The organism is Lacrimispora sp. (genome assembly GCF_031982545.1).
In the GTDB taxonomy this organism is placed as follows: Bacteria; Bacillota; Clostridia; order Lachnospirales; family Lachnospiraceae; genus Lacrimispora.
The window spans coordinates 585,972-608,223 of sequence record NZ_DALYXB010000001.1; the positions used below are offsets into that span (position 1 = coordinate 585,972).

Annotated in this window: 22 protein-coding genes and 1 other annotated feature; of the genes, 2 read left to right on the forward strand and 20 right to left on the reverse strand. The window is 38.5% G+C overall.

The features are described from left to right. Position 1 precedes the first annotated feature (1 nt). The 13 genes from pstC to ABS301_RS02880 form a co-directional block, all read right to left on the reverse strand. Positions 2-847 carry a phosphate ABC transporter permease subunit PstC gene (gene pstC / locus ABS301_RS02820; RefSeq protein ID WP_349670750.1) on the reverse strand — a complete coding sequence of 282 codons (846 nt, stop codon included), beginning with the start codon at positions 845-847 and terminating at the stop codon, positions 2-4. After that, positions 844-1,692, reverse strand: coding sequence for a phosphate ABC transporter substrate-binding protein (locus tag ABS301_RS02825; RefSeq protein WP_349670751.1), 849 nt, complete (start codon positions 1,690-1,692; stop codon positions 844-846). The genes pstC and ABS301_RS02825 overlap by 4 nt, the downstream gene beginning before the upstream one ends. A 75-nt stretch (positions 1,693-1,767) precedes the next feature. After that, the gene (pstB, locus tag ABS301_RS02830; RefSeq protein ID WP_349670752.1) at positions 1,768-2,565 is read right to left on the reverse strand and encodes a phosphate ABC transporter ATP-binding protein PstB; all 798 of its coding nucleotides are present in this window, start codon (positions 2,563-2,565) and stop codon (positions 1,768-1,770) included. 324 nt (positions 2,566-2,889) lie between these two features. Then, complete coding sequence (locus ABS301_RS02835; protein WP_349670753.1) at positions 2,890-3,351, reverse strand: hypothetical protein; 462 nt, start codon at positions 3,349-3,351, stop codon at positions 2,890-2,892. Positions 3,352-3,394: 43 nt separating this feature from the next. Next, the gene (locus tag ABS301_RS02840) at positions 3,395-3,790 is read right to left on the reverse strand and encodes a VOC family protein (RefSeq protein ID WP_349670754.1); all 396 of its coding nucleotides are present in this window, start codon (positions 3,788-3,790) and stop codon (positions 3,395-3,397) included. A gap of 28 nt (positions 3,791-3,818) precedes the next feature. Further along, positions 3,819-4,658, reverse strand: coding sequence for an AraC family transcriptional regulator (locus tag ABS301_RS02845; protein ID WP_349670755.1), 840 nt, complete (start codon positions 4,656-4,658; stop codon positions 3,819-3,821). 148 nt (positions 4,659-4,806) lie between these two features. After that, positions 4,807-5,559, reverse strand: a complete 753-nt coding sequence (locus ABS301_RS02850; protein ID WP_349670756.1) for a GNAT family N-acetyltransferase — start codon at positions 5,557-5,559, stop codon at positions 4,807-4,809. Further along, positions 5,549-7,336, reverse strand: coding sequence for an alanine--tRNA ligase (locus tag ABS301_RS02855; RefSeq protein WP_349670757.1), 1,788 nt, complete (start codon positions 7,334-7,336; stop codon positions 5,549-5,551). The genes ABS301_RS02850 and ABS301_RS02855 overlap by 11 nt, the downstream gene beginning before the upstream one ends. Before the next feature lie 60 nt (positions 7,337-7,396). Next, positions 7,397-7,640 (reverse strand) — a binding site (T-box leader). Between the two features lie 57 nt (positions 7,641-7,697). After that, positions 7,698-8,123: a hypothetical protein gene (locus ABS301_RS02860; RefSeq protein ID WP_349670758.1), complete on the reverse strand. Its 426-nt coding sequence runs from the start codon at positions 8,121-8,123 to the stop codon at positions 7,698-7,700. After that, a complete protein-coding gene (locus ABS301_RS02865; protein WP_349670759.1) occupies positions 8,120-8,551 on the reverse strand; it encodes a GNAT family N-acetyltransferase in 432 nt (143 codons plus the stop codon). The genes ABS301_RS02860 and ABS301_RS02865 overlap by 4 nt, the downstream gene beginning before the upstream one ends. A gap of 390 nt (positions 8,552-8,941) precedes the next feature. Then, on the reverse strand, positions 8,942-9,472 hold the full coding sequence (locus tag ABS301_RS02870; RefSeq protein WP_349670760.1) for a MerR family transcriptional regulator: 531 nt from the start codon (positions 9,470-9,472) through the stop codon (positions 8,942-8,944). Positions 9,473-9,691: 219 nt separating this feature from the next. Beyond that, positions 9,692-10,216: an MFS transporter gene (locus ABS301_RS02875; RefSeq protein WP_349670761.1), complete on the reverse strand. Its 525-nt coding sequence runs from the start codon at positions 10,214-10,216 to the stop codon at positions 9,692-9,694. Between the two features lie 131 nt (positions 10,217-10,347). Continuing rightward, a complete protein-coding gene (locus tag ABS301_RS02880) occupies positions 10,348-10,824 on the reverse strand; it encodes a MarR family winged helix-turn-helix transcriptional regulator (RefSeq protein ID WP_349670897.1) in 477 nt (158 codons plus the stop codon). A gap of 345 nt (positions 10,825-11,169) precedes the next feature. Between ABS301_RS02880 and ABS301_RS02885 the strand changes: the two genes are divergently transcribed. Continuing rightward, positions 11,170-12,105, forward strand: coding sequence for an alpha/beta hydrolase (locus ABS301_RS02885; protein ID WP_349670762.1), 936 nt, complete (start codon positions 11,170-11,172; stop codon positions 12,103-12,105). A gap of 24 nt (positions 12,106-12,129) precedes the next feature. Further along, positions 12,130-13,047 carry a DMT family transporter gene (locus ABS301_RS02890; RefSeq protein WP_349670763.1) on the forward strand — a complete coding sequence of 306 codons (918 nt, stop codon included), beginning with the start codon at positions 12,130-12,132 and terminating at the stop codon, positions 13,045-13,047. 25 nt (positions 13,048-13,072) lie between these two features. Here ABS301_RS02890 and ABS301_RS02895 read toward each other — a convergent pair whose 3' ends face one another. The 7 genes from ABS301_RS02895 to ABS301_RS02925 all read right to left on the reverse strand — a co-directional run bounded on the left by ABS301_RS02895 (position 13,073) and on the right by ABS301_RS02925 (position 22,116). Further along, a complete protein-coding gene (locus ABS301_RS02895; RefSeq protein ID WP_349670764.1) occupies positions 13,073-13,753 on the reverse strand; it encodes a M15 family metallopeptidase in 681 nt (226 codons plus the stop codon). Between the two features lie 66 nt (positions 13,754-13,819). After that, positions 13,820-14,785, reverse strand: coding sequence for an alpha/beta hydrolase (locus ABS301_RS02900; RefSeq protein WP_349670765.1), 966 nt, complete (start codon positions 14,783-14,785; stop codon positions 13,820-13,822). Between the two features lie 141 nt (positions 14,786-14,926). Then, positions 14,927-15,805: a carbohydrate ABC transporter permease gene (locus ABS301_RS02905; RefSeq protein ID WP_349670766.1), complete on the reverse strand. Its 879-nt coding sequence runs from the start codon at positions 15,803-15,805 to the stop codon at positions 14,927-14,929. Positions 15,806-15,819: 14 nt separating this feature from the next. After that, positions 15,820-16,719 carry an ABC transporter permease gene (locus ABS301_RS02910; protein ID WP_349670767.1) on the reverse strand — a complete coding sequence of 300 codons (900 nt, stop codon included), beginning with the start codon at positions 16,717-16,719 and terminating at the stop codon, positions 15,820-15,822. Between the two features lie 76 nt (positions 16,720-16,795). Further along, positions 16,796-18,520, reverse strand: coding sequence for an extracellular solute-binding protein (locus tag ABS301_RS02915; RefSeq protein ID WP_349670768.1), 1,725 nt, complete (start codon positions 18,518-18,520; stop codon positions 16,796-16,798). Positions 18,521-18,668: 148 nt separating this feature from the next. Beyond that, positions 18,669-20,372 (reverse strand): response regulator transcription factor, encoded by a 1,704-nt coding sequence (locus tag ABS301_RS02920; protein WP_349670769.1) that lies wholly within the window; start codon positions 20,370-20,372, stop codon positions 18,669-18,671. Position 20,373: 1 nt separating this feature from the next. Further along, positions 20,374-22,116, reverse strand: a complete 1,743-nt coding sequence (locus ABS301_RS02925) for a sensor histidine kinase (RefSeq protein ID WP_349670770.1) — start codon at positions 22,114-22,116, stop codon at positions 20,374-20,376. Positions 22,117-22,252: the final 136 nt, after the last annotated feature.

Sequence of the window (22,252 nt, forward strand, 5' to 3'; positions counted from 1 at the left end):
CTCACCTCTTTCGTGTAATGTACTGGGCAGTGGCATTTAAAATCATGATAATAACAAATAATACAATACCCGTGGCAAAAAGCGCCTGCTGATGTTCACCGGATGCATATCCCATTTCAATACCGATATTGGTGGTCAGTGTTCTGACTGGGTCAAGTACGGAATGGGGAAGTGCAACCGCATTGCCCAGAACCATAATTACTGCCATTGTTTCACCAATTGCTCTTCCTAAACCTAAAATAACAGCAGCTACTATACCAGACTTGGCAGCGGGCAGCAACAGGGATCGGATGGTCTGCCATTGTGTCAGTCCCAGTGCAAGTGCGCCGTCTTTATAATGGCGCGGCAGTGCAAGAAGGGACACTTCAGTAATGCTTATTATGGTGGGCAAAATCATAATACCCAGAATGATGGAACCTGCCAGTATGCTAAGGCCCGGTCCTCCCAGATATTTACGGATCGCAGGCACAACGAATAAAACTCCCCAGAATCCATATACAACAGAAGGAATGGCAGCCAGTAACTGAATGGCAGGCCGGAATATATTCCGGAGCTTTGTCGGAGCAAACTCAGCCAAAAATATACTGCAGCATATAGCGATGGGTACTCCTACGATGGCTGCTCCTATGGTAACTGATACTGATCCAACGATCATGGGGAAAATACCATAGTAGCCCTGGCTGGGTGCCCATTTCATCCCAAAAACAAAGTTGATAATACCTACCTTGGCAATGATGGGCATACCTTTTATAAATATAAAAACAGTGATGAGCGCCAATACCGATAAAGTCGAAAGAGCGATTAAGAGAAACACACGCTCCGTTAATTTTTCCTTAAAACTTTTCATTTTGATGCCCCCTCTGCTGACGGGATAAGTCCCTCTTTGCTCAGTAATTTCTGCCCTTCCAAAGAAAGGGTGAAATCAATAAAACTCTTTTGTATTCCTGTTGGCTCACCATCGGTGACAAACAAAAACTGTCTGGACAGCTTATAGCTGTTATTCATGATATTTTCCCGTGTGGCTTCAACGCCGTCTAAGTTAAGCGCTTTTACTTCATTGGAAACCAGCCCTAACGATATAAATCCTATGGCATTGGGGTCATCTGCAACCAATTGGCGTACTGCGCCATTGGAGTCCTGAACAATGGATTTGGGAGTTATCTCTTTCTTGCCCATAAGCAGTTCAGTAAACGCACTTCGTGTGCCGGATCCTTCTTCTCTTGCAATAATATTGATCCTGGCTTTTGTGCCCCCCACCTGACTCCAGTCGGTAATTTCAGCTGCATAAATATCGCGGATCTGATCTGAGGTAAGGTTTTTTACAGGATTTTCCGGGTTCACAATAATTGCCAGACCATCCCTGGCAATTTCCACGCTCCAAAGGTCCTTCTCACCCTCTTCCAGAGAACGGGAAGACATACCAATATCAGCACTATGAGTCTGGGTTGCCGTTATACCAGCGGAGGAGCCTCCTCCCTGAATATCGATCACAGCCTCCGGATCTTTGGCCATAAATGCTTCTGCCAGAATCTCAGCATATGGCTGTACCGAAGTTGATCCTGCAACGATGGTGTCTGACTCCGTCTCCTGGGTGCAGCCAGACAGCAGGCCCATAGAAAGGGTCAGTATCACTGCACAGGCAGATATTTTTATTCTCTTTATTAATTTGCATGTATTAATCCTTTTTTTCATATCTTCGCAAAAATCAAACATTCAATTCCAATGTCTGATTTCCTCCATTTCTCTGAATATAGAAATAACCAGTTTTCATCCAAATCTGCCTGTAATATAATCTTCGGTGCGTTTATCCTTGGGATTAGCGAAGATCTGTTCTGTAGGAGCATATTCCACCAGAGTTCCTGCCCTGTCCTCATCCATCATCATAAACGCAGTCATATGCGACACTCTCGCTGCCTGTTCCATGCTATGAGTTACTATAATAATTGTATATTTTTTAGCAAGCTCTTCCATTAATCCCTCAACCTGCATGGTGGATTCCGGATCCAGCGCACTGCAGGATTCATCCATTAACAGAACTTCAGGCTCTACAGCCAGTGCACGGGCAATGCAAAGCCGCTGCTGCTGTCCCGGGGAGAGGTCAAAAGCGGGTCTCTTCAGTTTGTCCTTCAGTTCGTCCCATAAAGCCACCTGGCTTAAGTAGCTCTCCACAATCTCATCGAGACGGGCTTTTTGCTTTATCCCGTGATGTCTGGGGCCAAAAACCATATTATCATAGACTGACATGGGAAATGGATTCGGCTTCTGGAAAACCATGCCCACTCTTTTTTTCAGCGCAACAACATCCATACTTTTATCATAGATCGAAGTATTATCAAGCAAAATTTTACCTTCTACCCTGACTCCCGGTATCGGGTCATTCATACGGTTAAACAGACGCAGAAGTGAAGATTTACCGCAGCCTGAAGGACCAATGATTGCTGTAATCGCGCATTCCTGAATATCCATGGTAACATTTTTAAGAGCCTGGAAGCTGCCATAAAAAAGGTTTACTGCATCTGTCTTTATCTTGGCTCTCTGCCCAGACTTTAATATAAGATCATCCATACGTTTGTCCTTTACTATACTTTGATTTTACAACTTCTTTACACCGATTATTAATTATACATGAATTAAGAAAAGTTAAAGCATTATCTATGTGAATTATACGTAAAATTTTTGTAAAATTTTTTCTGTCTCAAAATACCATAAATTTACCAATAGAAAGCCTACTAATGTATATACTGCCCAATTTCCTGATATTTTTATGTTTTGCAATCCATTTTTAGAGATTAAAATTTATTTTCTTAATTTTCTTTCGTATTTTATAAAGTATGGAAAGAGCAAAAAGTAAAAAAAGAGAAGCATCTGAGCGCCCCTCTTTCTTCATAATTAGTTCGTTGGATTTATTAACCTGTATTCCTCCAGGTAACATTGATTTCTAAAATGTCTATTATAATATTCTTTCATTAAATCCAAATCTTTTTTGTACTTCTCAACCTCCATAGCGCAAACTCTCATCCATAGAAGCCTGTCTATGGATACAACTAAAACATTTCCTTCATCAACAGCATCTTTAAGGAAAAAACCATAGTCAATCAGTGCAATGCTTCGCCAGATCTCAAATTTATTTATGATAAAGCCTAAATCACCATAAAGATCTTTTTTGTTATCCGGATACTTTTCAGAAAGTATATGATAATCATCTTGTGAAATGATTAAATCCATATCCCTGCCTGCCTTACGTATTCCATAATATTCCATAGCCATGCCGCCTATTATGATCGGTTTATTTATAAAAGACAAAGGAATCTCATTCAGTTTTTCATTTACATCTATAATCACTTGATTCATCAATATTTTTCACCTCATATCCCGCAACTGAACTGATTCGTGATTATCCTTTGCTTACACCAGTTACATTACCATTTTCGTCTGTAACATATCTGCCCTTTGTCATGTCCAGTATCACATATTTGTTATCCCATTTATCAAGAATTACTGCACAGCGTCCAATAGGAACGTCAAACGGACCATATTCCACTGTTCCGCCTGCTTCTTTGATTTTTTCTATGGATTCATCCACAGACTCCACTTTGATATCAACAAGAACCTGTTTTCTCTGGGATTGTAAAACGATCTCGGTAATATCATGTTCCATTCCCAGCCCAACCATATCCTCATTCCGCCAGAGAAGTTTTAACCCCATACTGTCACAATAATATTGTATCCCTTCATTTATATCAGAAACATAAAGCTCAATACAGTCAATATTTTTAAATATCTTTACCATGATAATACTCTCCTTTTTATTTTTTATATCATATAATTGGAATCAATAACCGGAATCTGTTCACATCCGGATTCTGAAAGATTCCATCATATACCTCAATAATATCGTTGTCTTTTAAGGCATACCCCAGACTTCTCGCATAACCAATTGCGCCAGCATAAGCATCCGGCGTGCTGATACAATCAGGAACACTTGCCTGAAAAAAGTTTTGGGGTGATATGAATTTTTTAGTCATACCAGACGGTATATCAGTTCCAGCATCGATACCAATGGCAGCCATATAGGTGAAATTTTCATTATTGCAGGTTTCCTGTTCACAAATACCATACATGGTCACTTTATCTTGTATCAGTTGGATTTTTTCCAGACGTGCCAAGAATTCACTCCATAATTTGCCCACGGCTCCATCACTATCCCACTGCACAGCCCTGCATTCCAGTCCTGCAACGACTAAACCTTCCGTTTGCAGCAGGCTAAACTTCATTTGATGTTCATCCATCACAGATTGATCGCTTATGGCTGTCAATCTTTTTAAAGGCACTGAAGTAATACTTTTACGGTACTTGCTTGGAGACATTCCATACACTCTTCTAAATGCCCTGGTAAATACATCGTGGGATTCGAAGCCATATTCAAATGCTATACTTACAATAGATTTATTACGATCTACCAAATCATTTGCAGCCATGGATATTCTTCGCCTTAATATGTAAGCACCAACGGTGTCCCCTGTTAATCTTTTAAACAGCCGGTAAAAATGCGGTACTGAAATACCGGCTTCCCGTGCTATATCATAGTAGCTGATATCTTTGGTCAAATTTTCTTCAATATAATCCATAGCTTTTTGAAGAGACTGTTCCTTCGCCATACTGACACCTCCTCATATAATAATAGCATTTATTTGAATTTTTTCTCGACTATTCTTATCAAATTTTGTCCGCATGTACAGAACTGTACGTCCATATATAAAAAGGCAAAAACCATCTTACGTGTGTTTTTGCCTTTCATTATTTCAATTACTGTTTTTTCAGTATTCGTGCTAAGCTGGCCTCATCTAATAGGTTTACGGTCTGAAATTTACCTTTATAGAACACACCCCAGTTGTTGAATACGCAGGGCAGTTCTTTCGCTTTTTGCAGTGTATCCACCGGAACGACACATACCGGAATTTCTTTTATATCGCAATACTTCTTTACCATCTCAAGGTTTTGATAGATATAGGGGCATTGCATATCATAATAAATGGTAAGCTCTTCCCCTTTGATTCCCTTATTTTTTACATTTTGAGCAAACCTGGGAGACGTTCCGTCAAAAGAAAGGGCAAGTAATTCATATCCCTGTTCAGTAGTATCAACAACTTCAAAACCGAACTTTTTCGCAAAGGTCTGGTCAGAAAGCCAGGCTTTCTGCTTATTTGATCCAAGCATACAAATACCGGATTTGCCGTTTTCCCTGGCATCTGCAACGCAATACTCCATCAGCGCTCTCCCATACCCCTTTCCTTTACAACTGCCTGATACCCATAAGCAATACACATAATAATAGTTGTCACCAGTTATGGGGACCCAGGCTGTTTCCAGAGGAGCATATTCAATAAATACAGTTGCCTTTTCATTTAACTTTCTAAAAACGTGTCCTTCCTTTAGCCGTTCTGAAAGCCATTGCCTCTTTGCTTCGATTCCGGGATGAGTTTTTTTACTTCTGATAATGCAGCATAAATGCTCTTTTTCAAGGTTTTCTGCTGTCAGATTTACAAAATCATTGCTCATGTTTACCCTCCTTTAAAACCGCCTTTATTCGTCTCACGCCTGCCGAAGAGGCCTCTTCTTTAACAATTTTAAATGAGCCTAACTCTCCGGTATTGCCAGCGTGTGGACCACCACAGATTTCGATTGAATAATCGGGTATGGAGTACACTTTAACAGTTTCTTCGTATTTATTTGTGAATACTCCAACCGCATCTAATGCATAAGCTTCATTCAGTTTCATTTCCTTCATGGATATTTCTATTTGTTTATCAATTGCTTCATTAACAATGTTTTCTACTTCTCTAAGTTCTTCCGGTGTCACTTTTCGATGAAAGGAAAAATCAAACCGGAGTCGCTCAGGGGTTATATTGCTGCCTCGCTGGGAAATCTCGTCACCAAGCACTTTTCTTAACGCAGCGTTTAACAAATGGGTTGCTGTATGAAGTCGGGCAGTTTCAATACTATGGTCCGCCATCCCTCCTTTGAATTTTTCTGCTGCCCCTTCTCTGGACTTGTTTTGATGGGCTGTAAACTTTTCCCGAAATGATTCCATATCAACAGAACGCCCTCTTTCCCGGGCTAATTCGCAGGTAAACTCGATTGGGAAGCCGTATGTGTCATATAACTTAAATGCTAACTCTCCGCTTAAAGCAGTGTTTTCATCTGTTTTCGTCAGATATTGATCTGCTTTTTTTAATCCCATATCCAGGGTTTTTAAAAACAAATCAGATTCATTTTGTAATTGCTCCTTAATAAATGTTTCGTTATCGGCTAATTCAGGATATGCATCCTTATATTGACGGATAATCACTTCTGCCAGATCACATAAATAATTCTGATTAATTCCCGCTTTTTTAAACAGCCGGATCATTCTTCGGATCAGACGTCTTAGTATATAGCCCTGTTCTGTATTGGATGGGCATATCTTTTGAGGATCACCCAATATGAAACAGACTGCTCTGATGTGCTCACAGATAATCCGTTTATCTCTTATGGACATTTTGGCATCTAACGCTCCAATAATGTTGTTTAACTGCGTCATAACCGGAATAAATAACTCTGTATCATAAACATTGGTTTTTCCGTTAAATATTGTCAGGACCCGTTCCAGCCCCATGCCTGTATCCACATTTTTCTGCTTAAGTTCTGTGAAACTTCCATCTGCCTCTTTATTAAATTTCATAAATACATTGTTCCATATTTCAACGTATTTTCCGCATTTGCATGCAGGTCCGCAATGATCACTGCATTTTGGTTTGCCCATATCATAAAATATTTCCGTATCGGGACCGCATGGTCCTGTCTGGCCAGGGGGCCCCCACCAGTTCTCTTCCCGGCCATAAGCGTATATCTGACTCTGCTTTAATCCTTTGTTCTTCCAAATGTCTTCCGCTTCGTTATCCCGAGGCACCGTCAGGTCTCCTTCGAATACGGTCACTGCAATTCTCTCAATGGGTATATTTAAACTATTTGTTAAAAAATCAAAGCTCATGGAGATTGCTTCCTCTTTAAAATAATCTCCAAGGGACCAATTTCCCATCATTTCAAAGAATGTTAAATGGGTATCATCACCTACCTCATCAATATCCCCTGTCCTCAAACATTTTTGAATGGCAGTAAGACGTTTTCCCTGTGGGTGGCTCTCCCCTAATAAATAAGGTACCAGGGGATGCATTCCCGCTGTGGTAAATAAAACTGTCGGATCATTTTCTGGCAAAAGTGAAGCAGACGCAATTAATTTGTGCTCCTTTTCTTTAAAAAAATCCACGTACATCTTCCTTAACTCACTTGCTGTCATAAATATAACTCCTTTCATTTATTTACCCAAAACAAAAAGCCCTAAGCCGACTTGTTGTCAACTTAGGGCGAACGATTATGTCCGTGTTACCACCTAATTTCAGATTTCTCTGCACTCTGTCAATACGGGTTAATTCCGATATTGCTTCCCAAATAACGGTGGAACTCCGTTGAAGCCTACTTAGATCTTTCTGTTCGGTCCACAGCTCCGTGACTGCTTCCATATTAGATCAATGAAGATTCGCACCAACCATCTTCTCTCTGTAAGATCCCTAATACTTACTATTTCACATCATAGCCTTTTTGTTTTAAGTTTTATTAATGCTAACATACGGGGTCTGCAATGTCAACTAAAATAGGCACTATTTATTAATTAAAAAAAATCCCATAATGTATAGAACAACACCCATTAACTTCTTTATTGTGATTCCCTCTTTAAATACTAATACACCAATAATCAGAAGAATGATTGCTATACACATGTTTGATAGTAATGAACCTTTGCTGATTTCCCAACCACTGCGGTACATAAGAATATAACCACCTTCAATACCAACTACAACCAGCCCTAATAGAATATTGGATATACTTACTTTAGTAACTTCCTCAATAAAATAGTTTTTTGAAGTAATAAAAAATGCAAGAGCACTTATTAGGCAAGCAACTCCATATGTTATAATCAGACCCATATATGTATTTGTAGTACTTGAAATATTCTTACTAATCAAGTGATAGCAAACATTACATATGATTACAACAAGAAGTGGCATGAGATAATTTATATTCATTTATCCACATCTCCCAAATTCTTTTTCATCCAGATATGCGGACAATCCTCATCCAAATAGGCTTTTCCTTGCTTTTTGTACCCTTGCTTTTCATAGAATTCTGCAACTCGTACTTGTGCTGACAACATTGCACTTTTTCCACCATCTGTTTTTATATAATCTTCTGCAATATTTATTATATTAGTCCCAATGTTTTTCCCCCTCCATTCCTTTACGACAGCGATTCTTCCGATGACAAATGATTGTTTTTCACTATTGAAATAAATTCTGCATGTTGAGATTGGCTGTTCTTTTTCATACAAAACTATATGCTTGGCTATGCCGTCAATTTCATCAAACTCTTCAACGAATTTTTGCTCTTTTACAAATACCTCATTTCTTAATTTTATAGCTTCTTCTGGTAAGTAGTTATACTCTTTGATAATCATTTTGACCTCCTTAAAAATAAAAGACACCCAAAAGCTAACCTTATAGTGTGATAACACACCGTACCTACGGTTGGCTTTTGGATGCCTTATAATGCAATCATCCGGTGATGAAAGCATAAGCTCTTATTTATTTTTGTTAAATTATATCTAATAAAATATTAGAAGTCAACAATAAATTACGCGTCTGTATACACAACTAAAATAGTTAATTATCACTGAAGCGGCTCTTTATACTGATATCTATCCCTTTTAGCAGTAAATTTCCCATATTGAATGGCTGATTGTCTGCAGTTATGAATGCACTTTAGACAAAAGGTGCAGTCTCCCGCCCAAACAGGTTTTCCATTCCTCATATGTATGGCATTGCATGGACAACCTCTCTCACATTCTTTACAACTTATTTCTGTAATGCTCTCTTTGCTGGCTTATTTCACACTCATCAAATCCCAGTGATTCCAGAAGATTTTGATGCTGCATAGGCGAATGTTTTTCAAACTGAGAATGCCATTCCTGCGCTGTTTCTTTTTTTATACCTGCCGAATTCAGGATTGCCAGCCACGCCCCTTCATCAATTGTCTTTATATTTTTATACACAATACTGTTTTCTAATAGCTTTATGATTATATTCTGTTGCTTTTTTATTCCTTCAATTTCTTTATTTAGTTCTCCCAGCCGCTTTAAGAGCAGTGCTGTTACTTCCAAATTTGCTGCATTTAAAAGATTTGATATTTCAGCCAACGGTACTCCAGCTTCCTTAAAAATCATAATCTTGCTTAGTCGCTCCACATCTGCTTCACTGTACAACCGATATCCTGCCTCATTCCTTGCGGATGGTTTCAGTAAGCTAATTGATTCATAGTATAATAACGTACTTCTGGAAATCCCAAACTTCGCTGCAAGTTTACCTACAGATAATTCCATACATTCCTCACCTCTGATCATTAAGCGGTACTACTGTACGCTGTCTGTTAAGCCATGATAAAACAGAACCCAGAATCATTATTATCATTCCACACAATATCAATAATCTCCCATATTGAAACCGATCTAACAACACTCCAAATATGAGCATTGAAATAGGATAGGTGAAATTGCCTACTGATCCAATTATGCCAAAGACCCTCCCTGCCATGTCATTCTCTACATTCTTCTGCAAAATTGCACGATAGCAAGTGCTGATGCTGCACAAAGACCCCCAAGCAAGGGACCAGCAGTAAGTGCAATACCGTTTAAAAACTGACTTTTTGCATTCACTTCGGTCAGCTCTTCCTTTTCCACAATCTGAGGAATTACTGCCTGAACTGTAGGATCAAAAAATGCAGAGCATATGGAAAGCACTACTTCTTTGCTTATGATGACAGACAGATTTAATACTCCTGTATAATAAGATGCAGCTACCCCAGTTACAACAAGTCCTCTAATAATATCAGTATTGACCAGAAGTGTTTTTCTGCTAAAAAAATCAATAATTCCTCCTGAAAGAAGGCCTGCCACAATCCCAGGAGCCATGGAAAAAAACAGCACAATTCCCATTATGGAAGGTGAGTGTGTGGTCTGAAGAACCCAGTAGGCCAACGCCAACGCATAGAATTTATCACCGATTTGTGATATGAACTGGCCGCATAGTAACAGGTGTAGATTCTTATTGGTATAAGACATTTTCATAGTTATATTCACCCCTAATAGTTTATATATAAATATAAACTATTAGGTAATAGACGGGTCAATAATAAATTTTTAAACACCTCAATACTATGAATATACTCCCAACCTATTTTCTGTTTACAAATCCTTCATCAGGAGCCTCCCTTATCTCCCACGTTATTAATATTAGATACCAATTCATCAAAATCAGCATCTCTGGCTCTTTCCGCCATAATACGAAGCTTATTAAGTACAAATTCCTGAGTTTCTTTATCTATTCCATCTGAAATATAATCAAACCAGTTTTCTATCAGGCTAAAAATATGATCTTTATGTTCCTTTCCTTTATCTGATATATAAAGGTTTTTAGCTCTTTTATCGGTTTCACAAACTTTTCTTATTACAAAGCCTTTGTTCACCAGTGAATTTATCGTTTTTGCTGTAATTGATTTATCCATTAAAAGTATGGAAGAAAGCCTCTCTTGATTAATTCCCTCATTCTCATATAAATTTACAATAAATATACATTCCCAGTAATCTAAATCCAATGCTTTAAAAGCAACATTAATATAATTATGAAGTTGTCTGTTTAAAATCCCAAAAAATCTTGCATCATGTCTTATATTCATTTCTTTCACATATAACCCTATGAACCGTTTCTAAGTTGACTGAATTATATATTCCTTTCTTTTTACTATTTATACCGCTTAGTCTTATACTCCATAATAATTCTTACGAATAAATATCAAGCGAATATTTAGTTGTTATTTTCAACTATATTATATGTATTTTGGTCCGTATTGTCAACTTATTGTCGTAATATTGATTGGTTATATTATAACCATAGGTATTAATGTTAATTAAAACTTAAATAATTCCAAGTTTATAATAGTAGATTTTTTCAACTATTATTGTTATAATAGCATCAACCATCAATAATATAATTTTATAACTTAGAAAGAAGGTTTTTCATTATGCCACTAAATTTAATATTTAAAAAATTATTGGAAACCGATTTTGACAATATGTATTCCCTTAGCCTTGAGGAACTGAGAGACTATTACGAAAAAAGCTGGGATGATTTTAAAGGAGAGATTATTGATGTAGGAACTGTAATCAATCGCACCCTTAAAACGGCTAAAAGAGATACTCCAATCAGAATTTATAATCCAAAATCCAAGGGAATCCACCCTGCATTTATATGGATACATGGGGGTGGATTCATTTTTGGAAGCATGGAAGTATATGATTCTATATGCCGCAAAATAACAAACAATGTGAACTGCACTGTAATATCCATCGATTACGGTCTGTCTCCTGAATACAAATTTCCAGATCCCGGGGAAGAATGTTATTCCGTAATTAAATGGGTATATGAAAATGCTGAAGATTTAAATATTCAGCCAGATAAACTTGCAGTAGGCGGTGACAGTGTCGGCGGAACTCTCACGGCAGCAGTTACTCAGATGGCAAGAGAAAGAAAAGAATTTACAATTACTTATCAGGTATTGATAAATACCATGTTTGATTTGCTTGGAGTAACAAAGCCTTTATCCAGAGTAGAAAACGCAAAGGGATATAGACTGGAAACACATGCAATTGAAGGATGGTATGTCCCTAAATATTTAAATGTCTTACATGAAGCTAAGAATCCTCTTGCTTCCCCATTGCTTGCAGAGAGTTTTAAAGATCTTCCTGATGCGTGCATCATCACATGCGAATATGATCCATTAAGAGATGAAGGGGAGCATTATGCAAAAAACTTATCAGAAGCTGGTGCTGACGTATATCTTAAGCGGTATGACGGGATTATTCATGGCTTTTTTAATATGCAGGGAACGGTTGAGGAAGCACGGGCTGCTCTTGATTTAGTATGTTCAAAATTAAAAGAAGCTTTTGACTTTATATGATGAAAGGAAAACGGTTGATAAAATATGAATGAAGGAAACCCTAAAAAACTGCCATGGGTAATATTATTTCTTGGCATCGTATGTATTTCGATATCTGCATATTTCGTGAAGAAGGCTAACGTTAACGGCATATCCGTTTCATTTTACAGGGTGTGTTTTGCAACGTTATTCATTTTACCCTTTTATATTCAGGTAAAAAATAAAAATATGAGTTTAAAAAGTATCTGCCTTTCAATACTGGGAGGTGTATTTTTCGCATTTGAACTGATCTTCTGGAATACTGCTGTAATTATATCCAACACAACATTTCCTACATTGATAGTCAACCTTTCTTCCGTATGGGTCGGGATTGGGGCAATGTTCCTGTTCAGGGAAAAATTGAACCGCTTCCATTGGGCGGGAAATATGATAGCGATTCTTGGGGTTGCAATAATCATTGGAATTAATAATATCATACATATGAAAATTGATACCGGTTTTTTATTCTCCATTATAGCCAGTATGTTTCTCGCCCTATACATTTTATCGGTAAAAGAAGTCCGACAAAAAAACAGCACGATTCAGGTCATCTTTTTCACATTTCTTGGGAGCACAATTACTTTATTGATTTGCTGTATCGCTACAGGAAGCGCATTATATGGTTTCTCCCTGCCTTCCTGGGCCTATTTGCTATGCCTGGGTCTGATCACACAGGTTGGCGGATACTTTTCAATTAATTATGCTCTTGGTTACATTGATTCATCCACCGTATCAATACTTACATTGCTTCAACCCATACTTACTGCTGTATTTGCCGTAATTGTCCTGGGTGAAGCCTTTACTGTCCACCATATTATAGGCGGTTGCCTGGTGCTGGGAGGGCTTATTATCGCTTTGCTTTTTAAAGATAATAGCCATCTCATGAAATCTAATTCAAAAAGGAAGTATCAGTCTTATTTCTAACGACACTTCCGTTTCTTGTGCTATTTTATTTAAGTATAGGAGTTATATCCTCCTCTTTGACACCAGAATATATGGCATTACAATGATTTAAGCAAGCCCAATAACAATCTCCATAAGACCAGTGCCACCATTCGGTTGGGTAATTAATAAATCCCGCTCCCTCCATACATTCAATCAGGATTTTACGATTTTCTTTTGCAGTGCTGCTAATAAACGGAGAATGCAGATAGGTTAAATTCTCCGGTTCATACGGTATATCATTAAACTCAGTCCCCATATCAACTTCTGTTCCATCTTTAAATAAGGTTATATCGATTGCCCCTCCCGTAGGATGCCCTGCCACTTCAATTGGGGCAACATATTGGCAGGTTAAACGATAGATTTCCTCCTGGCTCTTTAATGGATATTCAGATTTATAGCTTTCAAAGGCCTCTTCAAAAGACTTCTTTTGACGGGAAAGGGGTCTGTATGCCTCTTTCACCAAGAACTGATAACCGACTGGTAAACTGTCTGCAGCTTTTTTCAGTCTGTTTATTACTTCTTCCCGTGCATAGCAAAATAAGTCAGACTTGCTTGATATCTGGCTTCGAGACTCATCGATCAGCACATCTTTATGTATCTTTCTCAGGATTACCATCCGCTCTTTATTATCAACGCAGTTAACATTTGCAACTCTTTCATCATCTAAAAGTATCATAATCTCCATCTTCGCTCCATTTTCTTTATAATTTATCAATCTCTATTGAAAGCTGTTCCGCCTTTATTCCAAAACTTAAATAATTCCTTCCTTCATGCCAATAAACTCCATCATAAATTTCTTTATTTCATCAGCCAGTAATTTTGATTCATAATGATGTATATAATGGCCGCATGGAAGCAATATCAATTTACCATGATTTTCATTAGCAAACTTTTGTTCACATGGTATCCAAAAATCTCCTATTTCAGACCCACTGGATACAAACAGAAGGAGGGGCACATAAATATTGCCGCCCTTCTTCACTGATTCTGCATTTGCTTTTACTTTCTCTGATTCTAAGCGAAAATTATGATTCATACTATAATTGTTTAAAAGTAATTTTTGCTGCTTTTTTTCAACAGCGTCAAGTTCCTCCGTATTCAATGGATACACTCGCGGTATTCGCTGAATTCCTAAAAAGCATACAATTTTTAAAATCTTCATTGTTCTTAAAGATCGATTTATATCCATCTTCTCATATACTTCCGGCACTGCCATATCCAGTCCAATCAGCCCCTGTACCTCATCTGGATAATTCTGGGCCCAATAAACAGCCTCCAATCCCCCCATTGAATGAGGAACCAGAATATATGGACCATATTCTCCTGCATTTTGGAGCGCACTTCTTTCCTCCATAACGATAGAAGCTACATCTCGATCGACATTAGAAGTATCCGAATACCCGTAACCGTTTTTTTCAACTACTACTATTTTATATTGATCGGTTAATTTATTGTATAGCGATTTAAAGTCATACACAGGTGCTACCGTTGCTGAACCGGACAGAAATACTAATATTGGCTTGTTACTTTGATTTCCTTGAGAATATACATGTACTTTTCTTCCATCGACATGAATCATACTTCCATTGGGAGTCAAATCTTTTCTTTCCTTCATTATCATCAAATGATGATAAGCAGCCAAACATAGCAGCAGAAATAAGATAACCAGAAAGATAGAAAATAACAACTTTACACATATAAACAATACATTTATCATTTATCTTCCTCCTCAAATAGTCAATATATTTACTATATCACTTTTTGATCAATATGGATACTGGTCAGCTTAGTATTACAGATTTTTGTACAATAATGAAAAAAGAGGCACTCATAAGAGCACCTCAAAATAAAATTAATTTTACCCCTTCACTCCTCCTAACACAATACCTTTCACAAAGTATTTCTGCAGGAACGGATATACCACTACAATGGGAAGGGAGCCTAAAAATATCTGTGCGGATCGAAGCGTCCGGTCTGATATTGCTGCCATCTGCTGAATTTCCTCTCTCGTCATCATGCTGAAGGAACGCTGAACGGCAATGGTTTGTATATAAGTCTGTAGCGGATAATTATCAGGATTATTCATGAGAATCAAACCATCAAACCAATTGTTCCAATTTGTTACCAGAGAGAAAAGAAGCAGTGTTGCAAGGGCTGGCTTTGACAAAGGTACATAGATTGTTAATAGAGTGCGCCAATGCCCTGCCCCGTCAATAAATGCCGCCTCCGCAAGTTCCTTGGGCACCTCACGGAAAAAGTTAAGTAAGAGTATCACACTAAAAACAGGTACCGCGCCTGGAAGGATCAACGCCCAAATACTGTCCAGCAGGCCAAATTGCCGGATTACCATATACCAGGGGATCATCCCTGCATTAAAAATCATTGTAATAAAGAAGAACCATGCATAAACGGTCCGAAACCGAAAGCTTTCCTTTGGCTGAGACAACGGATACGCTGCCGTAATCGTAAGAAGGATGCTTAAACCACCGCCAAGGATAATCCGTATAATTGAAACTTTCATCGAACGCCAGAATGCAGGACGCTTCGCTACAAAGGCATAAGAATTTGTTGTAAACTCCTTGGGCCATAAAGATACACTTCCTGCAGAAGCCGCCGCACTGGAGCTAAAGGAAACAGCAGCTACATGAATAAGCGGTATAATGCAGATCAATGCCAGCATGAGCAGTATGGCAGTGTTAATGATTGGAAACCACTTAATTTTCTTATTCCTTTTCATATACGATTCCTTTCTTAAAACAGCTGATAATCTGCGAATTTATATGCAAACCAGTAGGAGACTGAAATCAAGGTCAGCGAGATCACTGATTTAAACAAGCCTACTGCAGTGGCAACTCCAAACTGAGTTTCTAACATACCAATCCGGTAAACAAACGTATCAATAATATCTCCGCTTGCATACACAGGAGGACTATATAAGTTAAATACCTGGTCAAATCCGGCATTTAATACATTACCAAGACTTAATACCATTAACAGAACAATTACCATTCGCATTCCCGGAAGGGTAATATGCCATATTTGATTCCACCGGTTTGCTCCGTCAACCTGGGCTGCCTCATATAAGCTTAAATCAATGCCTGTGATTGCCGCTAAATACACAATTGTACCGTATCCAAAGGATTTCCAGCTTTCCGTAACGATTAAGGTTAAAGGAAACCATTTATTATCACCTAAAAAGAAGATGGGCTGCCCCCCAAATGCTTTTATAATCTGATTAATCAATCCGTCGCCTGGAGCAAGTATATCGATAAAGATACCGCCTAATACTACCCAGGATAAGAAATGTGGCAGATAGATTGCTGTCTGAATGCTTCTCTTTAACCCACTGTTTCTAACTTCATTAATAAGGATCGCAACTACAATTGGGATTAAAAGTCCTAATATAATTTTCATAATTGCAATGAAAAGAGTATTCCAAAGAACACTTACGAAATTCGGCAGCTGAAACAGATAAATAAAATTATCAAAGCCAATCCATTTCTGTTTTCCAAATAATCCTTTTGCCGGTATAAACTTCTGAAACGCAATGATAATTCCTCCCATTGGTAAATAGCTAAAGCACAGCAGCAAGATCATGCTGGGCAAAATCATCAGATGCAATGGCAGTTCCCGCTTACGTCTATGTTTCATAAACAGACCCCTTTCTTCTATGAATAAAAATGAGAGGATTAGTTTCTGTCAAACCTCTCCTCTCATCAATCATTTTCTATTTTTTAACAGACTGATACCATTCGTTTACTTCCTTTGTCATCTGGGCTCCGCCTAACGCATTCCAGTTATCAACGAACTTATCAAACTCATCTACGGGAACATCACCCATAATAATCCGCACAAACATCTCAAGCTCCATGGTACGAAGAGAGGACTGTTTATCTACCATAGTAGGCGTAGGCGCACCTACAAATTCTTCTCTCATGACCTGGCCATTTTCAATATATCCGTTTAAAGCATTGAAAACCCCGTCAGGTCCGTATATCTTTTCCCATCCCCACTGAGTTGTGTCACCGGCATAAAACGCTTCCAGATTCTTTTGAATAATAGCCGGTTCTCCTTTTAAAATGCTCATATCCCCCAGTTTGCGGGCTTTTTGAATTTCATTAAATGCCTCAAGGTTTTTATTGGTAGGAGCCGGAGTAACCGGTGAGAATTTCCACACACCTTTTCCTTCATTTTCAGCAGGCATATAATAATGATCAAATTCGTTTTTTTCGCCCCAGTTTTTCTCCAGGTGAAGATTAATTAATTTAACCACGGCTTCGGGATTGGCATATTCTTTCCGAACGGCATAATACCACTGAGTACGGAATTTCTGGGGAATTTTAGGTAATGTATCATCAGCAGATACAATCGGATAACCTACCCAGTCCGCGGTGGGATCATTTTGATAATTACTGATCAGTGGATACATGGGATTCCACTGTTCACCAAAGTCGATTCCCAGTTTTCCTGCTGCAATCAGTTCTGCCATCTTGGCACCGTCTTTAATTCCGAATTCCGGATCGATTTCCCCTGCTTTATACATTTCAGACAGTGCGCGTAAGGCATCTTTTGTTTCAGGGAGTACACTGCCCCAGGCCAGAGTACCATCGTCCTTTTTCACCCACATATTGGGATAAGAATGATATCCTGCAAAGTAACCTTCTACACCCATGGCTCCGTTATATAAATTTTTTGTAATTGCCATTGCATAAGTATCATTTTTGCCGTTTCCATCTGGATCAAGGGTAGTGAATGCACTGGCTATTTTTCTTAAATCCTGCATTGTTTTAGGTGGTTCCAGCTTAAGTTTATCCAGCCAGTCCTTACGAAGCCATAGATACTGGGTACTTTCAACAGATGCATCTGCATAAGGCACTGCCATTAAACGCCCGTCAAATGTAGCTGATTCAAGAATACCAGGACCCTCAGAATTATAAACCTCTTTTGTAAGCTTACTGGCATACTGATCAAAATAATCTGTCATATCTACTATCATATCTGATTCAGCCAGCTGCTTCAGCTGGGTACGATTTACAATCAGTACGTCTGGCAAATCTCCGGAAGCAATTGTAACGTTTAACTTCTGTGTATAAGCATCATCATTGAGTCCGCCCCTTACAGTCCAGGCATAGCTGATATCAATTCCTAAATCCTTTGAATACAAATCCAGCCACCGGTTTTTGTCAATTGTTTCACCCGGAGTTTTCGGCAGTATGTTGTCATTTAAATCATTATCTACCGTTCGGGCAAACGTCATCTTAACAGATGGTTCGTATTTGCCGAATGGATCAGCATTTTCTGCCCCCGCAGAATTGCCTGTTTCAACAGCAGAGCCTGTTTCGCCTGTACTGCTGGTTGATGATGAAACCCCAGTCTGACTGCTGCAGGCAGTGAGCAGCAAGCCCCCAATCAGTATGGCAGATAAACCAGTGGGAATAATACGTTTTTCCATAAGATCCTCCTTGTTTTTATGCTTTATAACCAACTCCTTTTCCTATTATACCGATGTTTTTCGTCGTTTTCCATAAACATCTTTTGATTTTCTTGGCATTTATTTACCATTATCAAATTCTGTCTTATCCTTTATTTACATTGATATATTATGTATTACTGATCCGCCTTTTTTCTGCAATTGATAAATCACGATATTCCTGGGGCGATGTTCCCTCTGCTTTTTTAAAGAAGCGGGTAAATGAGGCTGCTGTATCGTACCCTACTTTCTTTGCGATTTCATATATCTTTTCATTGGGATTTCCAAGTAGTTCCTTTGCTTTTCTGATTCTTGAACTCTCGATAAAACTGGAGAGCTTGTGTCCGGTGGTCTGATGATATAGCCTGGAAAGGTAGGAGGGGTTCAAATAAGTTTTTTCCGACAGGCTGGTCAATGATAAATCCTCAGACAAATGAGTTTCAATATACTGCTGGACAAAACCAATGGTATCATTTGTCCTCTTGCTCTCTTCTTCTTTTTTTAAATCAATCAGCATCTGAGACAATTGGAACAGATGCCTGGCTGCCTCTTTCCAGGTATTGTAATTTCCACTATGGTACAGATCGTTGATATAATTGGATTGTGTAAACCTCCCCCTCAGCTGAAACCGGTTGATGCAGGAAAGAAAAAAAGTAAGGATCGTCTGATAGGCTTCCAAAGCAATTACATTGTTTTTGTCCTGTATCTCCCCAAGTGGATCCAGCCAGTCTTTCAGGAAATCATAAAAATCCTGCTCCTCCCCAGTCTCAATGGAATGCTGCAGATTGCAAAAATCCTTCCGGTACAGAAGTCCCTGCAATAAAGTAGTGGCATTATCCGAACTAACGGCAGAAGACTGAATAAATGTCTGTCTTTGTTTCCGAAAATCTCTTTCATCAATAATTGTTTCCATGTCATTGCTGACATGATAATTTAACAAATCGATGAGGGATACATACTTGTCAGCAATTTCTCCCCAACTACACGGTTTTTCTGCCAAAGCAAAACTGACTGGAGCCTGAAGTCTGTCCCTGCAGGCAGACTGAACGATTTCCAAAGTCCCTTTTAAAAATACATTCATACTTCCATACGGATTTTCGGAATAAGATTGTGTCTTTTGGGGCTGTACAAATACTGCAAGTTTTTCACCCTTAAGGGGAACCACCAGGCTATTGATATGCATTGCAAAATATCTGACGATCAGCTGCTTAATGGAATACATAATCTGATTCTTCTCCCAAAAGTCCACTGACTTAGGCAAAATTAATATTTCGCCTAAAATAAGCATGACCGGTTCATCTGCGTTTAAATGGATAAAGAGCCGTTCGAATTCTTCCCCATTTATTTTTAACGAATGGTCGTTATTAAGCAGTGCATAGAAATACTTCTGGCAAAACAAATCCTGGGCAATATTAATCTGATTCTTTGCATTTTGTATTAATTCATTTGTCTGATTTTCATCTACTAACTCCTGTATCACGTTTTCAACTGATTTAATAATCTTACCATATCCTTCTGTCTTCAATATGTATCTGACATTGCTAAACTGAATTGCTTTATATGCGTAGTTAAATTCACTATGTCCTGTGAGGAAAATCACACGGCACCATGGCCAGCGTTTTTTTATTTCCTCCAGCAGATACAGACCATCTATTTCCGGCATATTAATATCAGTCAATACAATATCCATTCTTGTTCGACCCAGCCACTGAATTGCCTCTTCTCCTGAATACGCTTTATAAACATCCAGATCCAGATTCTCCATACTGGAAAAAATATCGTATAACCCATTTACGATGATCTCCTCATCATCAACAATTAAAAGTCGATACATATTACTCCCTTCTGGGGCCTAAAATCAGTTCAACCCCAAGTCCACCCAAAGGACTTCGCCATAGTACTACTCCGCTTAACTCATCATATTGCAGCTTCAAACGCCTGTTGATATTAATCAATGCCGTAACCTCTCCATCATCTGGCTGTAATTCCAATGTTTTCTGCAGCTTAATAAGTTCCTCATCGGACAGGCTGGTTCCATTATCTTCAACTGTTATATGTAGTCTCTCCTCCCGTATTTCAAATGAAATGGAGATGATCCGATCCTTCATTCTTTTTTCCGCCGCGTGCTCAAACGCATTCTCAATTAAAGGCTGTAGTATGAGCCGGGGAACGGGATATTGTTCATATTCCTTTGGGCAGGAACCAAATTCCACCGTCAGATTCTTTGTGAAACGCATGGACAAAATACTGGTGTAAGTACGTGCGTGTTCAATTTCCTCGTGAAGCGGAATAATATCTGCAGCATTTCTGGTAAGATAGCGGTAGTATTCTCCCAAATGATTGGTGAACTCGATTAAATTATCATCTCCTGTCTGTGCCATGGTATTAATGATAAAAAAGCTGTTATAAAGGAAATGGGGTTTAATTTGTGCCTGTAGTTGTTTTAGTTCTGCACGCTGAGTCAGGATCTTCTGTTTATAAGCCTGATCGATCAGCATGTTCAGACTGTCCACCATTTTGATGAATCTGGCGTACAGATAGGCAAATTCTTTCGATTCTACGTCATCGGTATTTAAACTAATCTGCAGATTTCCATTTTCCACCTGCCGGAAAACTTCTACCAGCTTTTTTATTGGTTTGTTTATAAAGCGGTTCATGGTTAATGTAAAAATAGCAATTACCAGAATTGATACCAAGACAAATATCCAGATCCAATTGGTAAAATTACGCATGGGGGTAAAGACCAGATTTTCCGGCAGATATCGGAGCAAAAGCATATTTAAATAGTCGGACCGGGCGTACACGGAGTAATAACGGAACGAATCTATTTTTCTCAAGCTGGTCCCGCTTTGTTGAGTCGTGCTGAAATCCTCTAATATTGAATCGGACTGCAGAATTTTCCCCGTATTGGCCATTGCGATTTCTTTCCCATTGGTTAAATCAATCAAGTAAGATCCGCTGTCCGGATAAATATTAAATTGTTCCAGATCCTCCTTAAATGCATCCTGATTTAACTCAATTTCTATGACATAGCTGCTGTTCAAGCCTGTTTTATCCGAGGGATAAACGGTTGTCAGATATAGCCGATCTTTGTATCTGATAATCTGAGCACCTGTTAAGCCAGCTGCATCCCTTGTGCGCTCATAAGCCTTGGGATCCAATGGATCAACCCCTCTGGTAGAGGAGACTGTTTTATGAATGGAAAATATATGGGCGCTGACATTTTTGACATAGCTGCTGCTATAAGCAATTGTTATAAGGCGAGACTGCAGCTGTTTTAAATTACTCACTATTTCGTAATCACTCATGATACTATACTGGACTGCGAGACGGTTTAGAGATTCATCATTTAAGCATGTGTACTGCAATATTTTAAGTCGTTCAATTTCCTTTTCCAGCTGGTTTAAGTAAAATTCAATCTGAGCAGTTGATGATTTCGACAGCTCTTCCCGTACTGTACTGGCTCCCCAGTTACGGATATAGATTCCAAGTATAAAAATGGGTGCTATGACGATTAAAAAAACACTGATTATCTTCTTGAAAAGACTGATGTTCAGTTTATGAATTAATGAATGCATACTTCCCCCCTGATTTGGTATTACTTGTAATTAGTACATAAGAAATTAAAAGAAGCGGCTAAATACGAAACAATTTGTTGCAGTAAATATCTGTCAGTTAGTGATTATGTATGGGAATTGGTTGAAATTACAAAGA